Genomic DNA, 26,010 nt, shown 5'->3' with positions numbered 1-26,010 from the left:
AGCGGCTATTTGCCCGCCCAGACAACACGGTCCAGTCCGGCCAAATCCTGCACCCCCCCGCTGGACGTCCATTGCGCAGCTGCTGTTATTTTTTTCAAGGCCGTCTCTCCCTGGTCGAAACCAATCTCCATGAAAAACCGGCCTCCATCTTTCAAAGCAGCACAGGCCTGCCGCGCCAACGCATCGAATTGTTCCAGCCCGGTCTCCCCCGGCGTCAGGGCAGACTGCGGTTCGTATTCACGAACTTCGGCGCTTAACTCGTCGTATTGTGGTCTGCAAATATAGGGCGGATTGGAGACAACCACATCAAACGATTCCCGACGCAGCACCGGCCGACAAAAATCAGCCCGTACTGTCAGAACCCGCTCTCTCACGCCATTCTTTTTCGCATTATCTATTATATAATGTATAGCATCCGGGCTCAGCTCCACGGCAACGACCAAAGCCCTGGGAAAAACCTTCGCCAATGTCACGGCCAGGGCTCCACTCCCCGCTCCAAAATCCGCCACAACCAAAGGCTCGTCTTCCGTGTACAGCTCCCGCACCTTGTCCACAATGAGTTCGGTCTCCGGCCTGGGAACCAACACACCCGGCCCCACGGCAAAAGGCAACCCGTAAAATTCCTTCTCTCCCAAAATATACGCGACAGGTTCGCCCTTGTGCCGTCGCGCAATCACCCTTTCAATTTCTTCCCTCTTTGCCTCCTCCACTTCCTGCCCGGCATCAAGCAGCATATCCACCCTGCTTTTTCCCAACACATGTGAGGCCAAAAGCTGGACAGACAGACGCGGCGAGTCCACACCAGCCGCATTCAAACGCCCTTCCCATTGCTGCAAAAGTTCCCGCAGTCTCATCCTCTCCCCCTCTCTCTTGTACTCCCCCGCAAAAAGCAAATGCCCCACCGAATCTTTTCGGCGGGGCATTTGCTTTTTGCGTGATGCGGGGTCCAGGGGCCATCATGGCCCTTGGCCGCCGGAGGCACTCTTTATTACATTACGCCTCGTCAGCCTGGGCCTTGAGGGCTTCGGCTTGGTAGTGGGCGGAAAGCGCTTCAACCATTTCCTTGAGATCGCCTTCCATAAATGCATCCAGCTTGTACAGGGTCAGGTTGATCCTGTGATCGGACACCCGTCCCTGCGGAAAGTTGTAGGTACGAATGCGCCCGGAACGGTCGCCGGTTCCAACCTGGGAACGCCGTGCCTCGTCTTCCTTTTCCTTCTGCTCGTCCTGCTTGAGCTGCAGCAATCGCGAACGCAACACCTTCAGGGCCTTGGCCTTGTTCTTGTGCTGGGACTTTTCGTCCTGGCAGATGACGACCAGGCCGGTGGGAATGTGGGTGACGCGAATAGCGGAGTCCGTGGTGTTGACGCTCTGCCCGCCCGGACCGGAGGCGCGGAACACGTCCACACGCAGTTCGGTGGGGCTGATGTCCACATCCACTTCTGCGGCTTCCGGCATGATGGCCACGGTAACGGCCGACGTATGGATGCGGCCCTGCGATTCGGTGGCAGGAACACGCTGCACGCGGTGCGTGCCGGATTCGTACTTGAGCCAGGAATAGACCCTGTCTCCGGAAATGTTGGCGATAATTTCCTTGAAACCGCCGGTGCCGGTATCGTGGGCGCTCATTATCTCGAGCTTCCAGCGCATGTTTTCCGCAAAGCGGCTGTACATACGGAAAAGGTCGGCTGCGAACAGAGCGGCTTCTTCACCACCGGTTCCGGCCCGGATTTCGAGGATGATGTTTTTTTCGTCCAGCGGATCCTTGGGCAGAAGCAGTACCTGCATCTGCTCTTCAATCTTGGGAAGCTCGGCCTTGATGGACTTGATCTCCGCCTCGGCCATCTCCTTGATGTCCGGGTCGCTGTCCTCGAGCATTTCCTTGTTGTCTTCCAGTTCGCTCTTGAGCTGACGATACTTGCGGAAAAGAACCACTACGTCGGCCAGATCCGCATGACTTTTGGTCAGCTTCTTATAGCGCTCCTGGTCGTCGAAAACCTCCGGGGAGCTGAGTTCCTTTTCCAGTTCCTCGTATTTGCGTTCCAGGGATTCCAGCTTGGCAAACATTGATCAACTCTCGGTTGTAAAAAATGAAAACTAACACCCGACGTCGCACGAAAAGGGATTAACGGCAGGGGCATGCTCCGGAAGCGGAACCGCCCGCAGTGTCGGCGGCGGATACGTCGGCTTTATCCACCCGTTCTCCTACGGCACCTTTCAGCGCGGCAATAGCCACCTGAAGCTGCTGCTCGTCCGGTTCGTGGGTGGTGAGGAGCTGCATGAACATACCCGGCCAGCTGAGCACGCGGAACAAGAGCTTGTCCTGATGCTTGCCTGCCGCCTTGATAAGCTCGTACGCGACGCAGCTGACGGGGACCATGAAGACTAATTTGAGCAGCAAGGCGTACAGCTGCCGCCAGATGGTGCCCTCGGGCGACCAGATAAACAGCAAGGCCGGAACAAGCACTGCATATAGCACAATGCTGATGGCCAGGACAAAGAGAAGAAAAGTGGTGCCGCAACGGGGATGAAGGCGGCTGAACTTTTTGGCTTCCGCGGGAGTGAGGTGGCCGCCGGACTCGTAGGCCCAGATGCTTTTGTGCTCGGCCCCATGGTACTGGAACACCCGGCGGATGTCCGGCACCAGCGAAATGGCCAGAATATACCCCACGAAGACGACGAATTTGAACAGACCGTCCCAGGCGTGGAAGCTCAGGCTCTTGACGCCGCCAGCCCAGCCCAGGGCATTGAAGGCCATGGAGACAAGGTGCGGCAGAACCACAAAAAGTCCCAAGGCCATGACCACGGCAAAAGCCACGGTTCCGGCCAGGGCCCAGGAGCCTACTTCCTCTTCTTCCTCGTCCAGGGCTTCCTGGGCGGAGAAGTTGAGCGCCTTGATGCCGTTGACCATGGTTTCCACCAAAATGGGAAAGCCGCGCACATAGGGTTTCTTCATCCAATTGTAGCGCATCATGGAAAACCAGGGACGGACTTCGACCTTTATGTCTCCGCTCTGCTTGCGGACCGCTATGGCCAGGTTGTCTCCATCACGCATCATCACGCCTTCCATGACGGCCTGTCCGCCAACACTGGAGGAAAAAGCCGACAGTATGGTTTTGAGCATGTGTTTTACCTCTGGAGTCGAATGTGATCGAAAACTATGGCCGGGCAATCCGAGTAGTTCCTACATTGTCATCATAAACAAATACGACAAAGGCTGCAAAGCATCATGTCCCCCGGTGCGCTGCCGCCTCCACAGGGACATGATAAATTTGCAGCCTTGTCGCCAGCAGCGGACGGCACACCACAAAGTGGCGACACCGCACAAGCTACTTCTGGAACTTGGCGTACTTTTTCTTAAAGCGGTCGATACGTCCAGCAGTATCAACGAAACGCTGCTTGCCAGTGTAAAACGGATGGCACTGGGAGCAGATTTCAACGTCTACAGTTTCGCCCTTGGTGGACGTAATTTCGGACTCGAAACCGCAGTGACAACGGAAGGTGGCTTTGTACACCTTCGGATGAATATCTTTTTTCATCGGAATATAACCTCCAAAAGGATCGGGAAAAGTAGACCCTACTAACGATTGTTCGGGCGTTTGGCAACCCCTAAAAGAGAGGTCTTTTCGCCAAACGCCCGAAAACCGTTACATTTCGTCAGGCAATTTTTTCAGCTGGGCCGCCGTATACACGGGGCCATCCACGCAGACGTACTGCGGGCCCAGGTTGCAGCGGCCGCACAGTCCAACGCCGCATTTCATGCGCCGTTCCAGCGTGGTGATGATCTGGTCGTCGCCGAACTTCAGCTTTTGCAGAGCCTGGAGAGTGAACTTAATCATAATGGGAGGACCGCAGGTAACGGCCACCGCATTGTCCGGGCTGGGATTCTGTTCCAACAGAATGTTGGGCACCAGACCGACACAGCCGTTCCACAACGTGCAGACGTTGTCCACGGTCTGAATCAAATTGATGTCGTCCCGCTCGTTCCACTCGGCCATGTCTTCTTTGTAGCAGAAGTCGTCCGGGGTACGTGCGCCGTAAAGAACGGTGATATTGCCGTAGTCTTCACGGTTATCCAGCATATACTGGATGAGCGTACGCAACGGGGCGACACCGATGCCGCCGCCGATGAAGTAGACGTCCTTGCCCTTCATGTTCTCGTAGGGGAACCAGTTGCCCAACGGAGCACGAACGCCGATCTGGTCTCCGGCCTGCAGGGAGTGCAGACGGGTGGTGACCTCACCGGCGCGCATGACGCTGAACTGCAGGTAATCCATACGCGTGGGGGACGAGTTGATGACAAAGGTGGATTCGCCCACGCCGAACATGGACAGCTGAGCCACCTGGCCCGGATGGAACGAAAACTCCTTCATGCGCTTCTCGTTGTTGAGACGCACACGAAAGGTTTTGATGGCCGAGTTTTCCTCGATGACTTCGAGGATTGTGGCCATTTCTGGGAGATACGGATTACTATTTGTCACCGCCAGCCTCCGGAGCAAGTTTCATGGCATTCTGAACGATGCGGCGGATGTCCACGCCAGAAGGACACTGGCGAATGCAACGGCCGCAGCCGGTGCAGGAGAACCGCCCACCATGAATGCTGGGATAATAGGCAAACTTGTGCTGAACACGGTTGCGCAGCCTGTGAGCCTTTGTGGGACGCGGGTTGTGTCCGCTGGCTTCTCGGGTGAACAGGGGGAACATGCAGCTGTCCCAGGTGCGGATGCGTTCGCCGGCCAGACCGCTGGTCTCGTCGGTGATGTTGAAGCAGTAGCAGGTGGGGCAGAAGAAGGTGCAGGCTCCGCAGCTGATGCAGCGGGAGGCTTCCTTTTCCCAGAATTCCATGTTCCCGAAGCTTGCCAGGACCTTTTCCTGGGCTCCCTTGAGATCTTCGGCTTCGCCGAGGGATTCCCGAGCCTTGGCCTTGACCTGTTCGGCTTCGGCTTCCAGCTTGGCACCGTCTTCGGCTTTGGCGCTTTCCAGCAGGGCTTCGCCCTTTTCCGTCACGGCTTCGGCCACGTAACCGCCCTCCACGGGGGTGAGCAGCACGTCCGAGCCATCGCTATCGGAAGGACCCGAACCCACCCAGTGACAGAAGCAGGTGGTGGTCGGGTGCAGGCAGGTCACGGACACGAAAACGGCCCGTTCCCGGCGGTTGATGAAGTAGGGATCGTCCACGGTCTTGCCCTTGTAAACAGGGTCGAAGGCCTGGAAACCACGGGCACCGCAAGGGCTGGTGCCGAAGACAAGGCAAGCCTCGTCGGGCAGGGTTTCCTCTACATGGACGGCCCGGCTGCCGTTTTCGTCGCGCTCACGGTCGTACTTGTAGCGCAGCAGAACTTCCGTCTGCGGGAAAACAGCTTCCTTGGGCGGCATGTTGGAGGGACGGTCCAATGCAGGTTCGCTTTCACCGTCGAACACGCGGTAGACGATGGATCCACCCTCGCGCGCGGGCACCAGAACCTTGAAACGGTCCTGCAGTTCGCGCAGCCAGGGAACGATGCGTTCGTTGGGTATGAATTTGGCGGCCATTAGATGTCGCCCTCCTCGATTTTCTCCTCTTCCACCTTGAATGTGTACAGAGGCGGAGTGGCGTGTTCGTCAATGCCTGCTTCGTAATCGAACAGGCCGAGGATTTCCTTGTTGACCTTCTTCTTGAAGAGAAGAAGAGGAATTTCCATGGGGCAGGCACGTTCGCATTCACCACACTCGGTGCAGCGTCCGGCCAGGTGCATGGCGTGGATCATCTGGAACATCCACTTTTCCTGCACCGTGGCTTCCTGCGACTGCCAATGCGGGTCGCGGCTTTCCGCGATGCAGTATTCCTTGCACACGCACATGGGGCAGGCGTTCCGGCAGGCGTAGCAGCGGATGCACCGGCTCATTTCGCGCTTCCAGAAATCGAAACGCTTGTCCTGGTCCATCAGCTCGAACTCTTCCAGACGAGCAAACTGGTTCTGGCTGGTTTCCTGCGGCGTGATGGGCTTGCCGAACATGTGGTCGAAGATCAGCGGGTTGGGGTAGCGGCAGGACAGACATTTGTCCGCTGCGGCCTCGTCCCGGGCAATGCACAGTTCGCCGTCCTTGATTTCCAGGCACAGGTCGCCCTTGCCGAAGTCCGTGGTCGCCACGGTGGACACGTCCACATGACGACGCACCTTGGCATGGCTGACCACGCCCTGACAGGGCAGGCCGAAGATGACCAGACGTTCGCGCTCGATGAGCTTTTCCTGCAACAGCTGAATGATGGAGCGGCTGTCACAGCCCTTGACCAGAATGCCGACCTTCTTTTCGTTGTTCGCCATCAGCTGAGGCAAAAACGAAACCAGGTTGTGCACGCAGGACGCATCCCAGATAAGACGGTCCACGTCGGCTTCTTCATACATATAGAGCGGCGTGGCGTGCAGGGCGTCGAAACCCCGTTCCCAGCCGATGACCACATCAAGGTCCGGCAGGGCTTTTTTGATTGCCGCTTTGATTTCGTCTAACTGGGCCATATATCCATCCCCTCTGCGAAACGGCTTGAGATTTCCTCGTCAGAAAGCACCTTGGGCGAGGGACCCAATGCGTGAATCTGCTCGGTAAAGCGGGTCACGACTTCCTGCCAGCGCTGGCCTTCCGAGGCCGAAACCCAGGTGTACATGAAGCGGTTGGGATCGATGCCCAGTACGGGCAGGAACCGCTTCAGCACTTCCAGGCGACGCCGCGCGTAGAAGTTGCCCTGGTTGTAGTGGCAGTCGTTGGGGTGGCAACCCGATACAAGCACCCCGTCGGCTCCGCCCAGCAGGGCTTTGAGCACGAACAGAGGATCGACACGTCCCGTGCAGGGCATGCGTACGATACGCAGGTCCGTGGGCTGGTTGAAACGACCGACTCCGGCCGTATCGGCCCCGCCGTACGAACACCAGTTGCACAGGAATCCGACTATCTTAAGCTCTCTTCCTTCCATGTCCGACATAAGGAGTTCACCTCGGCTAAAATCTGATCGTCAGTAAAGTTCTGCAACTGCGTGGCCCCCACAGGGCAGGTCACGGTGCAGATGCCGCAGCCCTGACACACGGTTTCCAGCACTTCCGCCTTGATCTGGCCGTTGCGGGCCTCTTTGAGGCGAAGTGCCTGGTACGGGCAGGTGGACACGCATTTGCCGCAACCCACGCAACGGGCTTCGTTGATCTGGGCGATCTGCGGGTCGGATTCCAGGGTTTCATGCGAGAACAGCGCCAAAACCTTGGCCGCTGCAGCACTGCCCTGCCCCACCGATGTGGGAATGTCCTTGAGCCCCTGGCAGGCACCGGCAAGGTAGACACCGGCGGTGTTGGTTTCCACCGGGCGCAGCTTGACGTGGCCTTCCATGAAGAACCCGTATTTGTCGTAAGAGATGCGCAGCTTTTCAGCCAGGTCGGGAGCGCCAGCCGAAGGCTGTCCGCCCACGGCCAGAACGACCAGATCGGCCTCGACTTCAACCTGCTTGCCCATCAGGGTGTCCGCACCGCGGACGATCAGCTTGCCGTTGTCGGGGTAGATTTTGGATACACGGCCGCGCACATAGTTCACGCCGTATTCCTCGCGGGCACGGTCGATGAACTCCTCGTAGTTTTTGGAGAAGGCGCGGATGTCGATATAAAAGACATGCGCCGTGGAATCTGGAATATGGTCGCGGGTCTGGATGGCCTGCTTGGCGGTGTACATGCAGCAGAAACCGGAACAGTAGGGCCTGTCCTTGGATTTGTCGCGCGAACCCACACACTGGATGAAGACCACGTTCTTGGGTTCCGTGCCGTCCGAAGGCCGCTTGATGTGGCCGCCGGTGGGACCGGACGCAGACAGCATACGCTCGTACTGCATGGAAGTGATGACGTCTGGGTAACGCCCGGCGCCATATTCGCCATACGCCTTGGGATCAAACAGATCGAAGCCCGTGGCAGCAATGACGGCACCCACTTTTTCAGTGACCAGCTCGTCCTTCATTTCGAAGTTGATGGCCTCTGTGGGGCAAACCGTCGAACACACGCCGCATTTGCCCTTGGTCAGACGCAGGCAGTAGTCGGCATTGATGGTGGCGCGCTTGGGGATAGCCTGGGGAAAGGCAATATTGATGGCCCGGCCGGGAGCAACGTTTTCGTTGAATTCGTCCGGAGCCTTGCGGCTGGGGCATTTTTCCGTGCAAAGGCCGCAGCCGGTGCATTTGTCCCAGTCCACGTAGGTTGCCTTTTTGCGCACCGAGACCTCGAAGTTGCCCACGTAGCCGGAAATCTTGTCCACTTCCGAGTAGGCCATCAGCTTGATCTTGGGGTGCTGGGCAATATCCACCATTTTGGGGCCGAGGATACAGGTGGAACAGTCGATGGTCGGGAAGGTCTTGTCCAGCTTGGCCATTTTACCGCCAATGGAAGACCTTTTTTCCACCAGAACCACGTCCAGACCGCCATCGGCCAGGTCCAGAGCCGCCTGGATACCGGCGACGCCGCCGCCGATAACCATGACGCGCTTGTTGATTTCAAAATGCTTGGGCAGCAGAGGACGGGCCAGACGCAGCTTTTCAACGGCCGCACGGACCAGGTCCGCAGCCTTGCGCGTGTTGGCGCCCATGTCCTTGCCGATCCACGAAACATGTTCGCGGATGTTAGCCATTTCAAACATGAAACGGTTCAGTCCGCCGCGTTCTACGGCCCGACGGAACGTGTTTTCATGCATGCGGGGCGAGCAGGAGGCGACAACCACACCGTCGAGGGAGTGTTCGTGAATGGCCTTGACCACGGCATCCTGTCCCGGTTCGGAACAGGCATACATGAGGTCCTGGGCCATGACGACATCGGGATAGTCCTTGGCGATTTCCGCAACCTTGCCGCAGTCTACCGTGCCCGCAATATTACTGCCGCAGTGGCAGATAAAAACACCTATCTTCATGCGTTGTCCCCCTTGGCTCCGAGTTTGCCGATCAGTGCTGAGGGCGAAACCACCAGCTTGCTCAGACCGAGTTCTTCGGGGGCGATGCCCAGAGCAAGGCCGATGACCTGTGTGATGTAGAGCACCGGAATGTTGTAGCTGGTGCCGTTGGTCGAGTTTACCTGGCCCTGACGAAGATCCAGGTTCTGCTGGCACAGGGGACAGGCCACGACGACGGCATTACAGCCGAGACGGTCTGCCACGCCGAGAATGCGCCCGGTCAGGTTCATCACGATGTCTTTGCGCGGTACGCTGTAGCTTGCGCCGCAACATTCCAGCTTCACCGGGAAGTCCGGCACTTCGGCACCGAGAGCCTTGAGGATCTCGTCCATGGCAATGGGGTTTTCCGGATCGTCAAACTTCATAACGTCCGGGGGCCTGTTCATGATACAGCCGTAATACGGAGCTGCAATCATGCCTTGCATGGACTTTACGGCTTTGGCCGCAATGTTTTTGGGTCCGATTTCTTCAAAGAGTACCTGCAAAATCGACGTAGCGTGCACGCCGCCCTCGAAGGGAACGTCCAGAAGTTCGTTGACCTGCTTCCGAAACCCTTCATCTTCCATACGAACCTCCGCATTGCGCAGGTTCGAAAGACAGCTGGGGCAGGGAGTTGCAACACGGGAATAGTTCATGTCTTTGGCAATCCGCAGGTTGCGGGCGGCAAGAGCCGCTGCCAATGTGTGATCCACGGTGTGGGCCGGGGTGGAGCCGCAGCAGCTCCAATCCTCAAGCTCGGCCAATTCCACACCAAGAGCCTTCATGCAGGCTCTTACAGACATTTCGTATTCCTTGGCCGTTCCGGTCTGAGAACAGCCCGGGTAGTAGGCAAGGGATGTCATGTGGTTTTCCTCGCTTTGAACTTGCGAATGATGTCGCCAACGGCTTCTTTGCCCTTAATCTTGTGGGGCAATAAGTCGATCTTTTGCTTGAGCAGCATGGTCGGAGCCAAATCGACATCGGTGAAAACACGGCCTGTACGGGCCATGAATTCCACCACCAGGCCGAGTTCGTAAACCCGCCCGTTGCGCTCTACCGTTTTCAGGAAGGTGTCCCAGAAGGTCTTTACCGCCTTTTCGGTGGCATAACCTTCCCGGCGCGCCATATGGCGCAAAGCTTCCATAACTCCAGCGACGTCAATGTTGCAGGGGCAGCGTGTGGTACACGCCTGACAGGAACCGCACAACCAGATGGCCCTCGAAGAGAGCACTGCATCTTTTTGTCCAGCCTGAACCATGCGCATGATCTGGCTAACCGGATAGTCATACGCAAACGAAAAGGGACAGCCTGCCGTACACTTGCCACACTGGTAGCAGCGCCGTACATCCTGTCCGGATTCTGTGGCGACGCTTTCAATGAACTCCTTGTCCGTTGAAGCGCCTAGTCTGACTGTGTTCATGGGTGTCTGGCCTTGTTGGGTTGATGGGATGGGGTAGGAACCTAGTTTTCTGCTAGAGTGATTCTATAGACAGAAATTTTTCATAGGTAAAGAGATCACGCTCCAGCTTAACTAAAAAGATAATTTTATCCCAAAAAATATTTTTCCCGCCCCGAGGTTTCGCTTGCCACTTCAATAAAAATACATCATTAGATAGATAAGGCTCATTACCCAAAAGGATTTCGACCGCTATGCAAGGCCCGCTGCTTGCTCCGGCATCTTTTTCTGGCCTTTACCGCATTAGGAATGCGGTTTGCCGTTCCCTCACGGACGGCTCAATATGGCACCGGTTCGCTGAACTGTAGAACAAGGAGATTTGCCATGTCCAACTACACTATCTCAGACCTACCACGCGACATTATCCACGGCGAAATGGTTACCATTGGGGACAAGGTTCAGGTCCGCTTTGAAAGCAATGGGGAAGCCAAGGATGTATTCCTTGATGACGGTTTTGCACCCACGGTTCAGCTCTTCCCGGCGCAGGAGTATGTCTTCGAAGCCGAAGGAGCAGCCTTTAAGCTGACAGCCAAATTCGAGGACGCCCTGACCGTGGAAAAGGCATAGCTTCCTTTTATCTCGCAAGCCTTACCACGATTCGACCATGTGCTGGCTACCGGGTTCTCCTTCGGTAGCCAGCCGGGATAATTACCCTATTATCCCCCTATCTCGCAAGAGGATTGGGCAAAGCTTTTTTTGTATTCCTTAAAGGTTCGGCAATATGGCGTGATCAATGGATTTTCCGTCCTGCCAAACGCCCACTGATCCACGCTCAATCTCCAAACGCCGCACCAAACGCTCTTCTTTTCTTTTTTCCCCACGATCGTTTCCGGGCCATGGCCGGAATGAATTTCCATATCGCCGGAAAGATGAAAAGTCTAAAGATGAAAAGTCTGTTGTGGATAGAATGGAACAGTTTTACGGCATCGCCATTCGGCAGGCCGGTGCGTCCTGTCCCGTTGCAAAAGACAAGATAGACGGTAATGACACCCCCGCCCTTCCCTGGGTGGAAGCCCAGCAGGATCGCATACAAGGCTTCACCGCCTACGGCCCCGCCTTTCAACAACGCTGCGTGGCCTCCCTCAGCAGCATGCGGGAAAAGCTTATAAAAATAGTCAAAAAATAATCAGAACAACCTTGCCTTTGCCTTCCATCGGTGTATCTTGACAATAAGGAGTGTTTTTCACTCCCCAGCCCAAGCCGTTACGAGCTTCCAGAAAACGACGCAATGGGCGCACTCTCAACAAGAGGAGGTAATGAAAATGAACGGACAGGATCACCGAAGGCACAAACGCCACCGCCTGCAGCCCAACTTTGGGTACTTAAGCTGCGACCAGGGCGGGGGATGCGTATGCATGCTACGAGACATCAGCTGCAGCGGCGCTGCAGCTGAAATGATGCAGATTCCAAATTCCAAACTGCCGCAGGTGGGAACAAAAATTCATTTTGAAAATTTTCCAGAAGAACTCAACGACCTTATCGCCGAACGCAACGCAACTGTCGTCTGGTGTTGCGGCAACCGTGTCGGCATGCAGTTCAATCAGCTGATTCCGCTCGAAGACGGCTCCCGGCCCACAAAATAAAGACACTTCCCGCCCTGGCGACGGATTATTGGCAGAGATCTCCCGCCGGAATCTGCACTGTAAAACACGTGCCGTCCTTCTTTGACGAGCTGAACCTCACCTTGCCGCCCATGTAGCGTTCGATGAGCACTTTCATGGAGTACGTACCCAACCCGCGCCCCGCACCCTTGGTGGAAAAGAACCGTTTAAAGATATGGCAGCCCACCGAAGGAAGAATGTAGGACGAGCTGTACACCGCAAATATGGCTTGCTTCCCTTTAAGAGCAGTTTCGACTTTTATCTTGCCGCCCTTGCGGGTGGCTTCCAGCGCATTCTTCACCATATTTCCCAACACGCGCTTGAAGAGTATCGGGTCGGCCTCGAAGGTAAAAGCCCCCCCTTTCTGATCAACCACAATGGTCTTTTCATCGGCAAGAACATGGTTGCGATACACGGCCAGAATGTCTTCAAGCATCTGCCCGGAATTGAGCAACAAGGGGTTGGGGATAAGCTCGTTACTCTCCATGGCCATGAAACTGCGGTAGTCGGCAATCTCGCCTATCAGCTGGCAGCTGGACGAACGCAGCATCTCCACATACCGACGCGACTCGTCGGTAAGCTTCTGCCGTTCCAGATGGGTTATCAGGGAATAGACGCCGGATGCGGTATTCATAAGATCGTGAAAGAAGAGCCTCTCCATGGTCTTCAGCCGTTTGTCCGCACTCACGTCGATGAGCATGAACTGCACGAACTCTTCATTCTTGAACGTAAGAGGAGAACAAAAAGTGAGCACATCCAGGGAATCCTCACGGTTTTCCCCTTTGTACTGAATATGGCATTCCTGCACCCCGGTTCTTCCCCGCAGGCTGTCCAGAATGGCCCGCACGGCCCCGCAATAGCCACAAAACTCGGAAGTTCCGCAACCGCCTGGACCTATGCCGCTGTTTACACAGCCCAGCACTTCACCGGGCCTGCGGCCCAAGATACTGCCAGAGGAAATACGCTGCACAAAGTCGCCAAATCCGGAGTTGGAGTAAACCACCTGCCGGCATGTATTGAGCACGACCACAGGCAGAGGCATGCTTTCCAATGCCCCGCTCAAGGCCGTGTCCAAAAATAAGGCGCTCTGCCGCTCCACCTCGCTTTGAGGAAGTCGCTTGCAGCTGGCAGGACCACGGCTTTTATCCAAATGCATTGTTTGCATCTCCAATTCGGCTCCTTGGGAATTTCCCGGACATAAACAAAGAGTTCGGCCGATTCCGCCTGCTGCCTCCAAAGCAGCAAGGAAACGAAGTCAATCCATGCGGTTGCACAAAAACAGCGGGTCGCGCAGGCAACGGCCCGACAAATAAAAAAGCCGCGCCTAGCGCAAGGGCGGCATTCCGTTTGCCAAGCCCAATACTGTAATAATTAACTTTTTACCAGCATCGGTTTTCCCGTTGTTCAGCAACAGCCTCCGCCTCTCACCAGCCCAGGAAATACCCGGCCGCAACAGTCGGGTGCAAAGAAAAGTAAAATACTGTACTTTCGACCCTATCCTAGTTTCAAAAAAAATAAAGTTTTTATTGCCAATTTTATCCTGGCCTATACATCAGACAGAGGCCAGACAAACAGACCAGCAAAAACAGGAATCTGCATGGTTGTAGAAAAAGACCTTCAGCTGCTCCAGCAATACTGGGACCTGGTGCTCTCCCTGCACATGGAAACACTCATCGCCCTGGCCTTTGTCGCCGCGCTGCTGGTGCTTTTCCGCATCACCCTCACCCTGTTCGCCCGCCGCCTGAATGTTCCTGACGGTGTGGTTCGCTCCATAAAATGGGCCTTCCTGCTCTGCCTGGTTTACGCGGTCGAGCGCCTCATCGTGGTCAAGGTTGCCAGCCCCCTGCTCGACACGCCGCTCATTCTCACAAAAATAGTGCTGTGGTGGCTGTTCATACGCAACATGCTCGACGGCGTGTACGCCGACATCTACATCCGCCGCGTCAAGAAAACAGCGGTAAACCATTACTTCATCGACCTCTGTAAATTTCTCGTGGTTCTCGTCCTGGTCATCAGCGCCATCAAGTCGGTATTCAATATCGACCCGGCCAGTATCCTCACCTCCAGCGCCATCCTCACCGCCATCATCGGCCTGTCCATGCAGGATACCATCGGCAGCCTCATCTCCGGCCTGCTCATCCAATTTGAAAAGCCCTTTTCCCTGGGGGACTGGATTCAGGTGGGGCCCCTCACGGGCAAGGTCGTCACCATCAGCTGGCGCTACACAAAAATCCAAACCATAAACCGCGACTACATCCTCATCCCCAACAACTCCATTTCCAAAGACAGCCTCACCAACTACAGCCAGCCCATTTCCCGGGTACGGCGGGAGATTCCCGTCCCCGTGCCTCTGGACGTGCCCCCGGTAAAGGTCAAAGCCGCCCTGGCCGAAGTGGTAAAAAACTCACATTATGTGGCGCGCCGCCCCAAAGCCCGCATCCGTGCGGACGAATACAAGGAAGACCGTGTCATCTACTCCATCGTCTTTTTCGCCAATCGCTACGAAGACCTGCGCGCGGCACAGGACGAACTGATCTCCTCCATTTGGTACCACTTCCGCAAACACGGCATCGACCTGCCCTATCCCGTGCGCGAACTGCGGCGTCCCACCCACCGCGCATTTGCCAGCGACACCAACGTGGTGGAGCAGCTCAAAGCCATTCCCCTTTTCGAAGGACTGGCTCCCGAGACCCTGGACAAGCTCATCCACAGCAGTGCAACCCTGCGTTTCGACGAGTCCGAAACCATCGTCTCCACCGGCGATCTGGGTACTACCCTCTACGTCATCATCGACGGGAGCGTTGTCGTCCGCAAAGACGGTGCCCAGCTTGCAGAGCTTGGACCAGGAGATTTTTTCGGGGAAATGGCCCTGCTCACCGGAGAAGCACGCCAGGCCGACGTCGAAGCCAAGGAGCCCACACGCTGTCTCGAAGTGGACCGCGAAGCCTTCCGGCTGGTGCTGGAAAAGGAAAAAGGCGTGCTCAACAACATCAAGGCCATCTTTGACGCGCGCAGCGTCCGCCCCACCGGACCGCTTGGCCCGGCAGGGCACACCCACGACAGTCTGTTCAACAGGTTCAGGAAGATATTTTTGTAAGGGGAAGGATTAAAGAGTAAGAAGAAGACCAGAGGCTCTGCCTCTGGACTCCGCCAGGAGGCAACGGCCTCCTGGACCTGCGATTTTTCAACGAGAAGCCCCTCCAAGCGTAAACGCTTGGAGGGGCTTCTCGTTGAAAAAAATAAAATAAAAACAGTTTTAGCTGTGGAAACTCACACCATCTGGTTGCTCAAAAAGGTGCGAAAGCAAGGCGCGAGGTATTTTAAAGCCGCTCGTGTACTCTTACGTACACGAGCGGCTTAAAAATGCCGAAGCAACAAAGCTAGCGTGCCTTTTTCAGCAACCATGAACCCAAATCTGTGAGCTGCTGCTTAACCGACTCAGGGCCTGTTGAACCGGGGGTTTTCCTGCGGCGTACAGCGGCGTCGTAGTCCAGCACGTCGTACACATCCTGGTCGATGCGGTCGGAGAACTGTTGCAGTTCTTCCAGGCTCAGATCTTCCAGTGCCACGCCCTTGGATTCGGCGTGGGCAACGGCTGCACCGGTAATGTGATGTGCCTCGCGGAAGGGAATGCCCTTGCCCACCAGATAGTCGGCAAGCTCCGTGGCATTGAGAAATCCCTTTTTCACGGCAGCGCGCATGGCCTGAGGATTGAAAGCCAGCTCGGACATCATCCCGGCCATCAGTTCCAGGGACATGGAAACGGTACGGTCGGCATCGAAAAACGGTTCCTTGTCTTCCTGCAGGTCGCGGTTGTAGGTCAGGGGCAGCCCCTTGAGCGCGGTCAGCATGGCCATGAGCGCGCCGTAAGCGCGCCCGGTCTTGCCGCGCATTATCTCGGCCACATCCGGGTTCTTCTTCTGGGGCATGATGCTGGACCCGGTGGCGTAGGCATCGGGCAGGCGCACGAAACCAAAACCGGGGTTGGACCACAGAATGATTTCCTCGCACATGCGGCTCAGGTGCGCCATGATCAACGAAGTGGCAAACAGGGGTTCGAGCACGAAATCCCGGTCCGCGACCGCGTCCATGCTGTTGCTGAACACGCGATGGAAGCCGACTTCCTCGGCCACGCTTGCGGGGTCCAGCGGATAGGTGGTTCCGGCAAGGGCTGCAGCACCAAGCGGAGAAATACAAATGCGGTTCAGTGCGCTTTCCAGCCGCTCGTCGTCACGGGTGAACATCCAGGCATAGGCCAGCAGATGATGTGCCAGGCTTACGGGCTGCGCAGGCTGCAAATGGGTAAAGCCGGGCAGGATAACGTCCTGATTTTCCTCCGCCCGTTGCACCAGCACCTTCACCAGCTTGCGGATGCTTCCACGCCAGGAGCGCACCCGTTCGGCAATGAAAAGCCGGAATGCCAAGCCCACCTGGTCGTTGCGGGAACGGCCGGTGTGCAGTTTTTTGCCCGTATCGCCTATCAGCTCGGTCAGGCGGGATTCGATGTTCATGTGAACATCTTCGAGCGCCTGGGACCATTGAAATTTTCCGGCTTCGATTTCCTCGCGCACACGCGCCAGACCGTCCGCTATGGCTTCGGCTTCTTCGTTTGTCAGCACGCCCTGCCGTCCCAACATGCGGGCGTGGGCAGTGCTTCCGGCAATGTCCGCAGCATACAGGGCGCTGTCGAAGGAAACAGACTCCGTATATTCCTCAACCAATGCGTCCGTGCCTGCGGCAAACCTGCCGCCCCACATCTTTTCCTTGGCCATGACGGCTCCTTTTTCAGACCTTTAAAAACAAGAATGCGGGGGAAAAACCTTTTTGAAAAAAGGTTCTTTCCCCCGCACCCCCTTTTCCAAAAACTTTCATCACGAGGGAAAAGGTTCCCTTGGTTCATTGCCCGTATCGTCAGGGGCTGGCTTGTGCCAGCAAATTTTCGCTCCAAACCGGATATCCAAATCTTCCCCGTACCTAAAACGGTAAAAGTTCTGGAAAGGGGAGCGCGAGGGGGAGAACCTCTTCCAAGAGGTTTCCCCTTCGCCTGAATTTCTCAAACTACTTTTTGTAGCCCATGATGCGCAGGCCCTGCAGGCGGATAAAGCCTGCGGCGTCACGCTGATCGTACACATGGTCTTCTTCGAAGGTAGCCAGGTCTTCGCGATACAGGGAATAAGGGGATTTGCGGCCCAGGGGGTAGACGTTGCCCTTGTAAAGCTTGAGGCGAACGGTACCGGTAATCTTTTCCTGCGTCTTGTCGATCATGGCCTGAAGTGCCTCACGTTCGGGCGAGTACCAGAAGCCGTTGTAGACGAGTTCGGCGTATCTAGGGATGAGGCCGTCGCGCATGTGCATGACGTCGCGGTCCATGCACAGCCCTTCCAGATCGCGGTGCGCTGCGTAAATAACGGTTCCGCCGGGGGTCTCGTACACGCCGCGGGACTTCATGCCCACGAAACGGTTTTCAACCATATCGATACGGCCGATGCCGTGGCGACCGGCGATTTCATTCAGCTTGGCAACAAGCACGGCAGGCGAGAACTTGACGCCGTTGATGGCGACGGGGTTGCCAGCTTCGAAATCCAAAGTGAGGATTTCGGCTTCGTCCGGAGCCTGTTCGGGCGGAACAGTCATCTTGTAGGTAAAGGGTCCGCCTTCGGTCCAGGGATCTTCCAGTTCGCCGCCTTCAAAGCTGAGGTGCAGCATGTTGCCGTCGCAGCTATGCGGTTTGGCGCGGGAAACAGGCACGGGAATGCCGTTTTCTTCGGCAAAATTGATGAGGTCGGTACGGGACTTGAAGTCCCAATCGCGCCAGGGAGCAATGCACTTGAGTTTGGGATCGAGGGCCATGGCGGCCAGTTCAAAACGAACCTGGTCGTTGCCCTTTCCGGTTGCACCGTGGGCAATGGCGTCCGCGCTTTCCTCGTGGGCGATTTCCACAAGGCGCTTGCTGATGAGGGGACGGGCAATGGAGGTACCCAGCAGGTAGCGTCCTTCGTAGATGGCACCGGAGCGCATCATGGGGAAAATATAGTCGTTGGCGAATTCCTCGCGCAGGTCTTCCACATAGGCCTTGGAAGCGCCGGTGCGCAGGGCGTTGCCTTCCACGTCGCTGAGGTCTTCACCCTGGCCGAGGTCGGCGGTAAAGGTGACGGCTTCGCACTTGTAGGTAATCATCAGCCATTTGAGGATGGCCGAGGTATCGAGTCCGCCGGAGTAGGCAAGGACGACTTTTTTGATATCGCTCATAATTACAACCTCCGAAACCCGGCGCGCCTTGAAGCTTGCCGGGGGTGTGATCGTTTATTCAGCCGGGCGCATCAGCCCTGGTGGGTAAACACCCATTCGAGAATGGCCATCTGCATGTGCAGACGATTCTCCGCCTGGTCAAAGACGATGGATGCCGGACTTTCAAAAATATACTCGGTGACTTCCTCGCCCCTGTGTGCGGGCAGGCAGTGCATGAACTTGCACTGCGGATCAGCCAACGCCATGAGTTCCTTGTTGACCTGAAATTGCGCGAAAACTTTTTCACGCTCGGCCTGTTCGCTTTCCTGGCCCATGGATGCCCACACGTCGGTATTGATGTAGTGAGCGCCTGCGGAGGCTTCCTTGGGATCGCGGGTCAGGGTGACGTCGGCCCCCAGCTCTTTAGCCTTGGCAAGAATGGCCGGATCGGGATCAAACCCTTCGGGACAGGCCAGGACCAGTTTGTAGGGGAAGTGCACGGCCGCATTGATGAACGAATGGGCCATGTTGTTGCCGTCGCCGATCCAGGCGACTTTCAGCCCTTCAAACTCCGGCGTATGCTCGTACATGGTCAGCATATCGCTCATCACCTGGCACGGATGATACGAATCGGACAGAGCGTTGACCACGGGAACATCCGCATACTTTGCCAGCTCGTGGAGTTTGTCCTGACCAAACGTACGCACGATGATGCCTTCGGCATAGCGGGCAATGACGCGGGCAGTATCCTTGAGTGGTTCACTTCGGCCCAGTTGAGACTCGCGATCGGTCATGAAGATTACCGAGCCGCCAAGGCGTCGTACGGCCACTTCAAAGGAAAGCCTGGTCCTGGTGGACGCCTTTTCAAAGATCATCACCAGCACCTGGTCGGCAAACAGGTCCGACGTGTACCGCTGACTTTTCATGGCAGCGGCCCGCTGCACAAGGCCGTGGGCCTCTTCGCGGGTCAAATCCAAAATCGTCAAAAAGTCTTTCTTCATGAGTACGCCCCTCAACCTTTTTTTTACCAAATGGCAAAAGCGAAAAGATGGAGGTAAACGTATCATAGCACGTTTGTAAAGGCCCTTGGCGTCTTTTTCGGGAAAACAGACAAGGATTTTCACACAAAATTGATTCTAAAATGGAATTTTCTTTCTATGGTCCGATAAATACGAACTTTTCGACAAAAACACGTTGCCCAGAAAATGCCCTGGCAAGACACGAGTTGTTTTCAAACGCGACGCGTACTCTTGTCCCGAGAGGACTTTTGATTTTCTACAGCGGCCACAAGTTGCTCAAAAAGGTAGGAGAGCAAGGCGCCAGAAAAATTCAAGGCCGACGCGTATTTTCCTGATACGCGAGGATTTGAATTTTGCGCAGCAACGCAGCTATCGTGCCTTTTTCAGCAACTTGCACAGGCGGATGCCCACGCCCAATGCAGATTGTACCCCCCCAACTGCCCTGTCACATCCACTACTTCCCCGATAAAATGCAGGCCGGGGATTTCCTTTACCTGCATGGTCTTGGAATCCAGGACGTCGGTGTCCACCCCTCCCATGGTCACTTCGGCCTTACTGTTTCCGGCCAGTTTTTTGGGACGGATGCACCAACGATGCAGATGTTCGCCAACCCGTGTCCTTTCTTTATCGTTGAGTGCGACCACGGGTTTTTCCGCCAGATATTCCGGCAGGAGCAAAGCGGGAAGACGTGAAGGGAGCATCCCGCCCAGCCAATTTTTCAACCGCTGCTTGGAGCTTTCATTTTCCAGAATGGAGATGATGTCCTGCCCGGGGAGCAGGTCTATGGAAAGTTCGGCATTCACTTCACAAAGGCAGGAAGCCTGCAGGATTGCCGGTCCGCTCAGGCCGCTGTGGGTAAAGAGGAGATCATCGACGAACAAAATCTTCCCGCAGCGCACGGCCACGGGGAGCGATACTCCGGAAAGCTCGCCAAAAGGCCAGTCGGCCCCTTCCATCAGTATGGGAGTAAGGGCCGGACGCGGGGCAACCATATCCAGGCCAAAGGAACGGGCAATGTCGTAGCCCGTGGATGTTGCGCCGACCTGGGGCCAGGACGGCCCTCCAAGGGCTACCACGACATTTTCGGCATGCAGGGCTTCGGGCTGGTTGGTCTGCACCTGAAATCCCTGGCCGTTGCGCTGCACGGAACGGATACTTCTGTTAAGCCCGATCCGAACGCCCATGGAGCGGCAGGAATCGAACAGACAGTTGACCACTTCCTGTGCGCCGGACGTGGTGAAGATGCGCCCGTGGTCCCGCTCTTCCCAGCCAATGCCGCACCTACTGAAAAAATCTATGGCATCCCATTGGCTGTACCGGGCCAAGGCCGACTTACAAAAATGTGGGTTGCGGCTATAATAGTTGGCAGCGCCGAGTTCCATGTTGGTAAAATTGCACTTGCCTCCTCCGGACACAGCCACCTTGCGGCCCACCTTATTGCCGTGGTCCAGCAGTACGACCTTGCGGCCACGACGAGCCGCCTGCAGGGCACACATCATGCCTGCCGCACCAGCACCTAGAATAAGAAGATCCGTCATGTATCGCCTCCGGGGGCCCGAATTACATCACCCTTTCAGGGTGATCATACAGTCATGACAGGCTGCTCAAAAAGATGCGAGGCAACAAAGCTATCGAACCTTTGTCAGCAACCTGTTCCACTTTCTCGTTTATTCGGTCAGCCACATGCCCAGATTGCGAACATGCGGATGCCCGAAAAAACGAGAACACGAAACACGAGTTCATATTTTCACTGGAAGTAGAAGATGGGTATACGGAGGCAAAAGAAGAAATACAAGTCGGAATAAGGCCCACACCGAAGGAGTGGACCCGACCAAATTTGTTCCTTTTTGGTCGAAAAAACAAATAACCCCATGTTTGTACAAATAAAAAAAGGGAGGAAGAACCGAGATGCGGTCCTCCCTCCCCTGTATTTTATTTTATTCCGTACTAACCGACAGGCGTATTCTCAACCATGGTCCAGACACCGCACGGGCAGGTGTCGGCACAAAAGCCGCAGCCGATGCACTTGTTCGGGTCGGAAATACGCTGGAATCCGCCATCGTCCTTGGTCACCCGGCTGATGGCTCCGCGCGGGCAGATGGAATCGCACAGTCCGCAGTCGCGGCAGGAACCACAGGACGAACATTCATTGGCGCAATGTTCGATGTCGTCGAGCTCGGACCCCCTGGGATCGAAGTATTCCAGCGTCATGCGCTTGTACTCGATCATGCGCGAGGTATCGCTTTGCGGACGGGTTCCGCGAAGGATGCCGTCGATGGTCTTGGCAGCCGTGCGTCCGGCACCGATGGCCTGGGTAATCAGACCGGGCCGGGCAATGTCGCCAATGGCGAAGACATTGGAATTCGTGGTCTGCTGCAGCTCGTTGACCTTGACGTGCCCACGTTCCACGGCAATGGAATCGGGCAGATAATCCAGGTCTGGTGCGTCGCCGATGGAGACGACCACGGTATCCGCGGGAATGACTTCACCGCTTGTGAGCATGACGCCCTCTTCCGTGATCTCCTTGGTAAAGCAGGGATAGCGGAACTTGGCACCGATTCGCACGGCCTCGTCGCGTTCCTTGCCAAAGCTGGCCGGTTCCTGGATGTCGATGAGGGTGATGTCCTCGGCGCCCAGGCGGGCGGCTTCGGAGGCCACATCGCAGCCCACGTTGCCCGCGCCGATGATGACGACGCGCTTGCCGCACGATCCATCACCCTGCTTGGCCTTTTTAAGAAAGGTCAGGGCCGGGGTGATGCGTTCGTTGCCGGGAATGGGCAGGTTGCGGGGGCGTTGCGCTCCGGTTGCCAGGATGACGAAATCATGGTCGCCCACGATCCGCGCAAACTCGTCCTTGTCCATTTTCTGCTGCATGTACACATGGGGCAGAACCTTGCGGATGCGTTCCAGTTCCGAGTCCAGCACATCCTTGGGAATGCGGTGTTCGGGAATGGACGAGGAGATCTTGCCGCCCAGCACCTTTTCCATATCGTAGACAATGGCTTCGTGGCCCATCATGCGCAGCTGCCAGGCCGCGGAAATACCGGCCGGGCCGCCGCCGATGACGGCGACTTTGCCACCGGACAGTTCCGGCAAGTCGGGCATTTTGCCCTTGATGCTTTCCTTGCCCAGCTTGGTGATGTCTATGGCAGGCATGGCTGCGGAGATGGTCTTGGTGCAGGCCTGCATGCACAGGTTGGGGCACAGATAGCCGCAAACCGTGGCCGGAAACGGCGTATAGGCCAAAGCCATGTCCACGGCTTCGTCCACATTGCCTTCGCGCACCAGTTCCCAACGTTTCTGCACGGGAATGCCCGTGGGGCAGTTGGCCTGGCACGGAGCCTGATACAGGTCATGTTCCCAAACCGGAACGAAACGGCGCATTTCGCCGGTTACGATAAGCGGAATGGGGCTGCGGTTCAGGTCGGTAAGGTCGCCGATGATGCCGCCCCTGCCCAGCTCTGCATCCCAAACTTCGGCACGGAACGCAGTCATGGACCTGCGCGGACGCGAGGCCTTTTCGTGCGGAGTGCGGGTTTCGATACACTGCCACTCTTCGCGAACGCTCAGGGTATCCAGAAGTTCGGGCCGTTCGATGTAGGAGAGGAACTCCTTCATATTGGTGGTCAGCCATTCCCACGACGCGTCGTCGATGGGAACCAGCTTGGCGTCGGCCTGGGAAAAGCCTTCAATGGGACCACGGAAGTAAATCTTGCCGCCCACCATGCCCACGCAGGGACGGTAGCCGAGCACGTTTTCCGGGTCCACCGGGTCCACACCACAGATAACCGCGGTGCCACCCGCCATGAATTCGGCGAAATAATCGCCCGTTCCGCCCAGCACCCACAATTGGGGCGGATCGAAACGGGGGTTGCTCTTGGTCATGGTCATGCCGCGCGCGCCAATGGAGCCGCCGATGAAAACACGGCCCTGGGCAATGGCGTTGGCAGCGCCGTTGCTGGCGTTGCCGTGCACGATGATATCGGCGCCGGCGTTCAGCCAGCCTATATCGTCCGAGGCCGGTCCCTTGATGTCCACGGTGGTTCCGGGATAGCCCATGGACCCGGTGCGCTGCCCGGAAGATCCGGTAATGGTCACACGCACTGGTCCGCCTTCCTTGTCGAACAGGCGGCCGCCTATGCCGTGTTGCCCGCAGGCCTCCACGGTGATGTCGCGAGCGCCGTCACGAAAGGCCTGCTGAACACGTTCCTCGATTATCCTCGAGGGTACGCGGTCGCCTTTCTCGCGTCCTGGTATGACTACTTGCTTGCTCATATTGTTGGTGCCTCCGGCGACCGGGGAATCTTTTATTTCCCGGCCCCCTCTTGTCGTTTCCGGGCTGCCGCAGCCTCGCGAAACGGAAAGTATGGGCGTCGATTTGCAGACTTGCCCTGTTTTCCTTGTGCGGCAGAGAGCGTTGCATGGCCCTGTTCAGGTGCCTGCATGACGCTCTACCTGCTCCCCCTACACCACGTAGCTGATGTCCAGCCTGTCGGCCGCAGCCTTATCCGCTATGCCGAGGGCGTCGGACATGCCGATGGGCAGCGAGGTGGAACGGCCCAGCGGTGCGACGATCTTCTTGAGCTCGGTATCGAAGCTGACAAAGAGATCGACGATGCGTTCGGCCACGAGCTCGGGATCGAGCCTGCGATACAGCCTGGGGTCCTGGGAGGTGATGCCCTTGGGGCAGATACCCAGGTTGCAGACGTTGCAGCGGTCGGATTCCGACCCAAGGCAGCCTGCAGCGGACTGCATGACGTACTTGCCGATCTGCACGGCGCTGGCGCCAAGCATAATGAGCGCGGCGGCATTGGCGGCGAGGTTGCCGTTTTTGCCGGTTCCGCCGCCCACGATAAGGGGCAGTTCGTTCTGCATGCCCAGCTTCACCAGGTTCTGGTAGCAATCGCGCAGGTTGGAGGCGATGGGGTGCCCCATGTGGTTCATGGACACGTTGTACGCGGCACCGGTACCGCCGTCCTCGCCGTCTATGGCCAGGGCTGCGGCGTATTCGTTACGCGTCAGGTTGTTGAGCACGGCCAGCGATGTGGAGGTGGCCGAAATCTTGGGATAAACCGGTACCCGGAAGCCCCAGGCCATGGACATGGACTGGATCATCTTGGCCACGGACTCTTCAATGGAGTACTGGGTCTGATGGGTCGGCGGGCTGGGCAGGCTTACTCCCGGCGGGACACCGCGGATGGCGGCGATAAGCTGGTTCACCTTGTGCCACTGCAGCAGGCCGCCGTCACCGGGCTTGGCACCCTGGCCGTATTTGATTTCAATGGCGCAGGGGTCTTCCTTCATATCCGGGATGGCATGGATGATTTCATCCCAGCCGAAGTAACCGCTGGCGATCTGCAAAATGACGTACTTGAGAAAGCGGGAACGCAGCAGGCGCGGAGGACATCCACCCTCACCGGTGCTCATGCGCACGGGCATGCCCAGTTCCTCGTTCAGGTAGGCCACGCCCATCTGCAGGCCTTCCCACATGTTTGGGGAAAGCGCGCCAAAGGACATGCCGCCGATAAGCAGCGGGTAAATCTCCCGTACAGGCGGTTTCCAGCCATTGTTGCGGATAACTTCCAGGCTCTTTTCGGGCGGAAGCACGCGACCTATGAGGGTGCGCAGCTCGAATTCGTGACGGCCCGCGTCCAGAGCGGGGTCGGTGAGCATGGAAATACGCAGAAACTTGATCTGGTCGAGGATGCTGTCGCCGCTGTTCCGACGTCCGCCGCGCGTTCTGGGCTGTCCGCCCCTATCGCGATGAAAACGAAGGGAGTCGGCACAGTCGGTCTTGTGCGGTGCAATGGCATTGTTGGGACAAACCATGTTGCACATGCCGCAACCGATGCAGGCATTGGCCGGAGAGGTCTTCTGCCGTATTCCGAAGAAGACGGACGGCGTGGACTTGGCCTTGCCGATAAGTTTGGGCGGGGCCTCTACTATGCGTTTGCGAAAAGCGGCGAATTCAATGGCCTTGACCGGACAGACCGAAGTGCAGCTCCCGCAGAGGGTACACTTGTCGATGTTCCAGTCGATTTGCCAAGGCAGCTCGCTGACGCTTAATGAAGATGGGGTAATGGCTGATCTTGCCGGCATGTGCGAACCTCCTGACAATCGGGACCGACGATGGCCGTATCGAGATGCATGGGTTGAAAATCCTTGGACTTGTCACGATCCGGGATGGCCGCGTCCAGCCCGCAGGCTTCGGACGAAAAGGCATACATTCCGGGTCTGCCGCCGACGATGCCGGGCCGCAATTTTTTGCGGTCCTGAACCATGAACATGGTCTGGTCGGGCAGGCAGCCGATGACACAGTTGGGGCCGTCGATGATGAGACGGCGGCAAGTGCGTTTGAGCTCGCGAAGGAATTCGGCGTCGGCGTGCTTGTCCATGCCTGCGTCCTGCAGCGGCGTAATGACATGCTTGTACGCTTCCAGGGGAAGGCCGAGCTTCCGGGTGGTGTAGTGCAGGATGTGGGTGAAGACTTCGGAGTCGGACTGGTACCCGGTGTATCCGGGGATGCCCTGCCCCTGCAGCCATTCCTTGATGGGAATGAACGCCGTGTTTTCACCGTTGGTCATGCTGGCTACGCCCTGGATGAAGAACGGATGACAGGCATACAGATTGATGCCGTAGTTGGTGTTCTGGCGTCCCTGGGCCATGACGCGACGGGCCTTGAGTTCCTCTCCGTCCAGCTGAAGGTAGCGCCCTATGTCCATGGGGTCGCCCACTTCCTTGATCATGATCACATCGGGCCAGAAGCTGAACACGACCATGT

23 protein-coding genes are annotated in these 26,010 nt (G+C 56.9%); 4 read left to right on the top strand and 19 right to left on the bottom strand.

Annotation, left to right across the window (positions count from 1 at the left end):
• Positions 1-5: 5 nt before the first annotated feature.
• The 11 genes from prmC to ACI0FJ_RS00065 form a co-directional block, all read right to left on the bottom strand.
• Entirely contained in the window at positions 6-854 is an 849-nt protein-coding gene (gene prmC / locus ACI0FJ_RS00115; RefSeq protein ID WP_424297824.1) for a peptide chain release factor N(5)-glutamine methyltransferase, read from the bottom strand.
• Positions 855-993: 139 nt separating this feature from the next.
• Positions 994-2,067: a peptide chain release factor 1 gene (gene prfA / locus ACI0FJ_RS00110; protein WP_424297823.1), complete on the bottom strand. Its 1,074-nt coding sequence runs from the start codon at positions 2,065-2,067 to the stop codon at positions 994-996.
• Between the two features lie 58 nt (positions 2,068-2,125).
• On the bottom strand, positions 2,126-3,124 hold the full coding sequence (locus ACI0FJ_RS00105) for a DUF1385 domain-containing protein (protein WP_424297822.1): 999 nt from the start codon (positions 3,122-3,124) through the stop codon (positions 2,126-2,128).
• Positions 3,125-3,329: 205 nt separating this feature from the next.
• Entirely contained in the window at positions 3,330-3,539 is a 210-nt protein-coding gene (rpmE, locus tag ACI0FJ_RS00100) for a 50S ribosomal protein L31 (protein WP_424297821.1), read from the bottom strand.
• 108 nt (positions 3,540-3,647) lie between these two features.
• Positions 3,648-4,451 (bottom strand): FAD/NAD(P)-binding protein, encoded by an 804-nt coding sequence (locus tag ACI0FJ_RS00095; RefSeq protein ID WP_424306432.1) that lies wholly within the window; start codon positions 4,449-4,451, stop codon positions 3,648-3,650.
• Positions 4,452-4,470: 19 nt separating this feature from the next.
• Complete coding sequence (locus ACI0FJ_RS00090) at positions 4,471-5,532, bottom strand: 4Fe-4S dicluster domain-containing protein (protein ID WP_424297820.1); 1,062 nt, start codon at positions 5,530-5,532, stop codon at positions 4,471-4,473.
• Complete coding sequence (locus ACI0FJ_RS00085; RefSeq protein WP_424297819.1) at positions 5,532-6,497, bottom strand: 4Fe-4S dicluster domain-containing protein; 966 nt, start codon at positions 6,495-6,497, stop codon at positions 5,532-5,534. The genes ACI0FJ_RS00090 and ACI0FJ_RS00085 overlap by 1 nt, the downstream gene beginning before the upstream one ends.
• Positions 6,485-6,958 (bottom strand): hydrogenase iron-sulfur subunit, encoded by a 474-nt coding sequence (locus ACI0FJ_RS00080; RefSeq protein WP_424297818.1) that lies wholly within the window; start codon positions 6,956-6,958, stop codon positions 6,485-6,487. The genes ACI0FJ_RS00085 and ACI0FJ_RS00080 overlap by 13 nt, the downstream gene beginning before the upstream one ends.
• A complete protein-coding gene (locus tag ACI0FJ_RS00075; protein WP_424297817.1) occupies positions 6,925-8,907 on the bottom strand; it encodes a 4Fe-4S binding protein in 1,983 nt (660 codons plus the stop codon). The genes ACI0FJ_RS00080 and ACI0FJ_RS00075 overlap by 34 nt, the downstream gene beginning before the upstream one ends.
• Entirely contained in the window at positions 8,904-9,788 is an 885-nt protein-coding gene (locus tag ACI0FJ_RS00070) for a CoB--CoM heterodisulfide reductase iron-sulfur subunit B family protein (protein ID WP_424297816.1), read from the bottom strand. The genes ACI0FJ_RS00075 and ACI0FJ_RS00070 overlap by 4 nt, the downstream gene beginning before the upstream one ends.
• Complete coding sequence (locus tag ACI0FJ_RS00065; protein ID WP_424297815.1) at positions 9,785-10,345, bottom strand: 4Fe-4S dicluster domain-containing protein; 561 nt, start codon at positions 10,343-10,345, stop codon at positions 9,785-9,787. The genes ACI0FJ_RS00070 and ACI0FJ_RS00065 overlap by 4 nt, the downstream gene beginning before the upstream one ends.
• A gap of 360 nt (positions 10,346-10,705) precedes the next feature.
• Here ACI0FJ_RS00065 and ACI0FJ_RS00060 point away from each other — a divergent pair, with 360 nt between their 5' ends.
• From ACI0FJ_RS00060 to ACI0FJ_RS00050, 3 genes are all read left to right on the top strand, one after another.
• On the top strand, positions 10,706-10,948 hold the full coding sequence (locus tag ACI0FJ_RS00060) for a hypothetical protein (RefSeq protein WP_424297814.1): 243 nt from the start codon (positions 10,706-10,708) through the stop codon (positions 10,946-10,948).
• A 340-nt stretch (positions 10,949-11,288) separates the two neighbouring features.
• Positions 11,289-11,507: a hypothetical protein gene (locus ACI0FJ_RS00055; protein WP_424297813.1), complete on the top strand. Its 219-nt coding sequence runs from the start codon at positions 11,289-11,291 to the stop codon at positions 11,505-11,507.
• A gap of 136 nt (positions 11,508-11,643) precedes the next feature.
• Positions 11,644-11,964 carry a PilZ domain-containing protein gene (locus ACI0FJ_RS00050; RefSeq protein WP_424297812.1) on the top strand — a complete coding sequence of 107 codons (321 nt, stop codon included), beginning with the start codon at positions 11,644-11,646 and terminating at the stop codon, positions 11,962-11,964.
• Between the two features lie 25 nt (positions 11,965-11,989).
• On the opposite strand, the gene ACI0FJ_RS00045 is transcribed toward ACI0FJ_RS00050, so the two are convergent.
• Positions 11,990-13,138 (bottom strand): sensor histidine kinase, encoded by a 1,149-nt coding sequence (locus ACI0FJ_RS00045; RefSeq protein ID WP_424297811.1) that lies wholly within the window; start codon positions 13,136-13,138, stop codon positions 11,990-11,992.
• A 441-nt stretch (positions 13,139-13,579) separates the two neighbouring features.
• On the opposite strand from ACI0FJ_RS00045, the gene ACI0FJ_RS00040 reads away from it, so the two are divergent.
• A complete protein-coding gene (locus ACI0FJ_RS00040; protein ID WP_424297810.1) occupies positions 13,580-15,079 on the top strand; it encodes a mechanosensitive ion channel domain-containing protein in 1,500 nt (499 codons plus the stop codon).
• A gap of 283 nt (positions 15,080-15,362) precedes the next feature.
• Here ACI0FJ_RS00040 and argH read toward each other — a convergent pair whose 3' ends face one another.
• The 7 genes from argH to ACI0FJ_RS00005 form a co-directional block, all read right to left on the bottom strand.
• The gene (gene argH / locus ACI0FJ_RS00035) at positions 15,363-16,754 is read right to left on the bottom strand and encodes an argininosuccinate lyase (protein ID WP_424297809.1); all 1,392 of its coding nucleotides are present in this window, start codon (positions 16,752-16,754) and stop codon (positions 15,363-15,365) included.
• 286 nt (positions 16,755-17,040) lie between these two features.
• Positions 17,041-18,231, bottom strand: a complete 1,191-nt coding sequence (locus ACI0FJ_RS00030) for an argininosuccinate synthase (protein ID WP_424297808.1) — start codon at positions 18,229-18,231, stop codon at positions 17,041-17,043.
• A 71-nt stretch (positions 18,232-18,302) separates the two neighbouring features.
• A complete protein-coding gene (argF, locus tag ACI0FJ_RS00025; RefSeq protein ID WP_424297807.1) occupies positions 18,303-19,211 on the bottom strand; it encodes an ornithine carbamoyltransferase in 909 nt (302 codons plus the stop codon).
• A 401-nt stretch (positions 19,212-19,612) separates the two neighbouring features.
• Complete coding sequence (locus ACI0FJ_RS00020) at positions 19,613-20,767, bottom strand: NAD(P)/FAD-dependent oxidoreductase (RefSeq protein ID WP_424297806.1); 1,155 nt, start codon at positions 20,765-20,767, stop codon at positions 19,613-19,615.
• A gap of 409 nt (positions 20,768-21,176) precedes the next feature.
• Positions 21,177-23,504 carry an FAD-dependent oxidoreductase gene (locus tag ACI0FJ_RS00015; protein ID WP_424297805.1) on the bottom strand — a complete coding sequence of 776 codons (2,328 nt, stop codon included), beginning with the start codon at positions 23,502-23,504 and terminating at the stop codon, positions 21,177-21,179.
• 189 nt (positions 23,505-23,693) lie between these two features.
• Positions 23,694-25,328 (bottom strand): glutamate synthase-related protein, encoded by a 1,635-nt coding sequence (locus tag ACI0FJ_RS00010; protein ID WP_424297804.1) that lies wholly within the window; start codon positions 25,326-25,328, stop codon positions 23,694-23,696.
• A partial coding sequence (locus ACI0FJ_RS00005; protein ID WP_424297803.1) for a class II glutamine amidotransferase occupies positions 25,292-26,010 on the bottom strand: 719 nt, incomplete at its 5' end. The genes ACI0FJ_RS00010 and ACI0FJ_RS00005, both read right to left, overlap by 37 nt.

The sequence above is a fragment of the Desulfovibrio sp. 7SRBS1 genome (assembly GCF_049723905.1).
Taxonomy (GTDB): Bacteria; Desulfobacterota; Desulfovibrionia; order Desulfovibrionales; family Desulfovibrionaceae.
The sequence above is the reverse complement of the archived record's forward strand: the minus strand, read 5'-3'. Positions and strand labels throughout refer to the sequence as shown.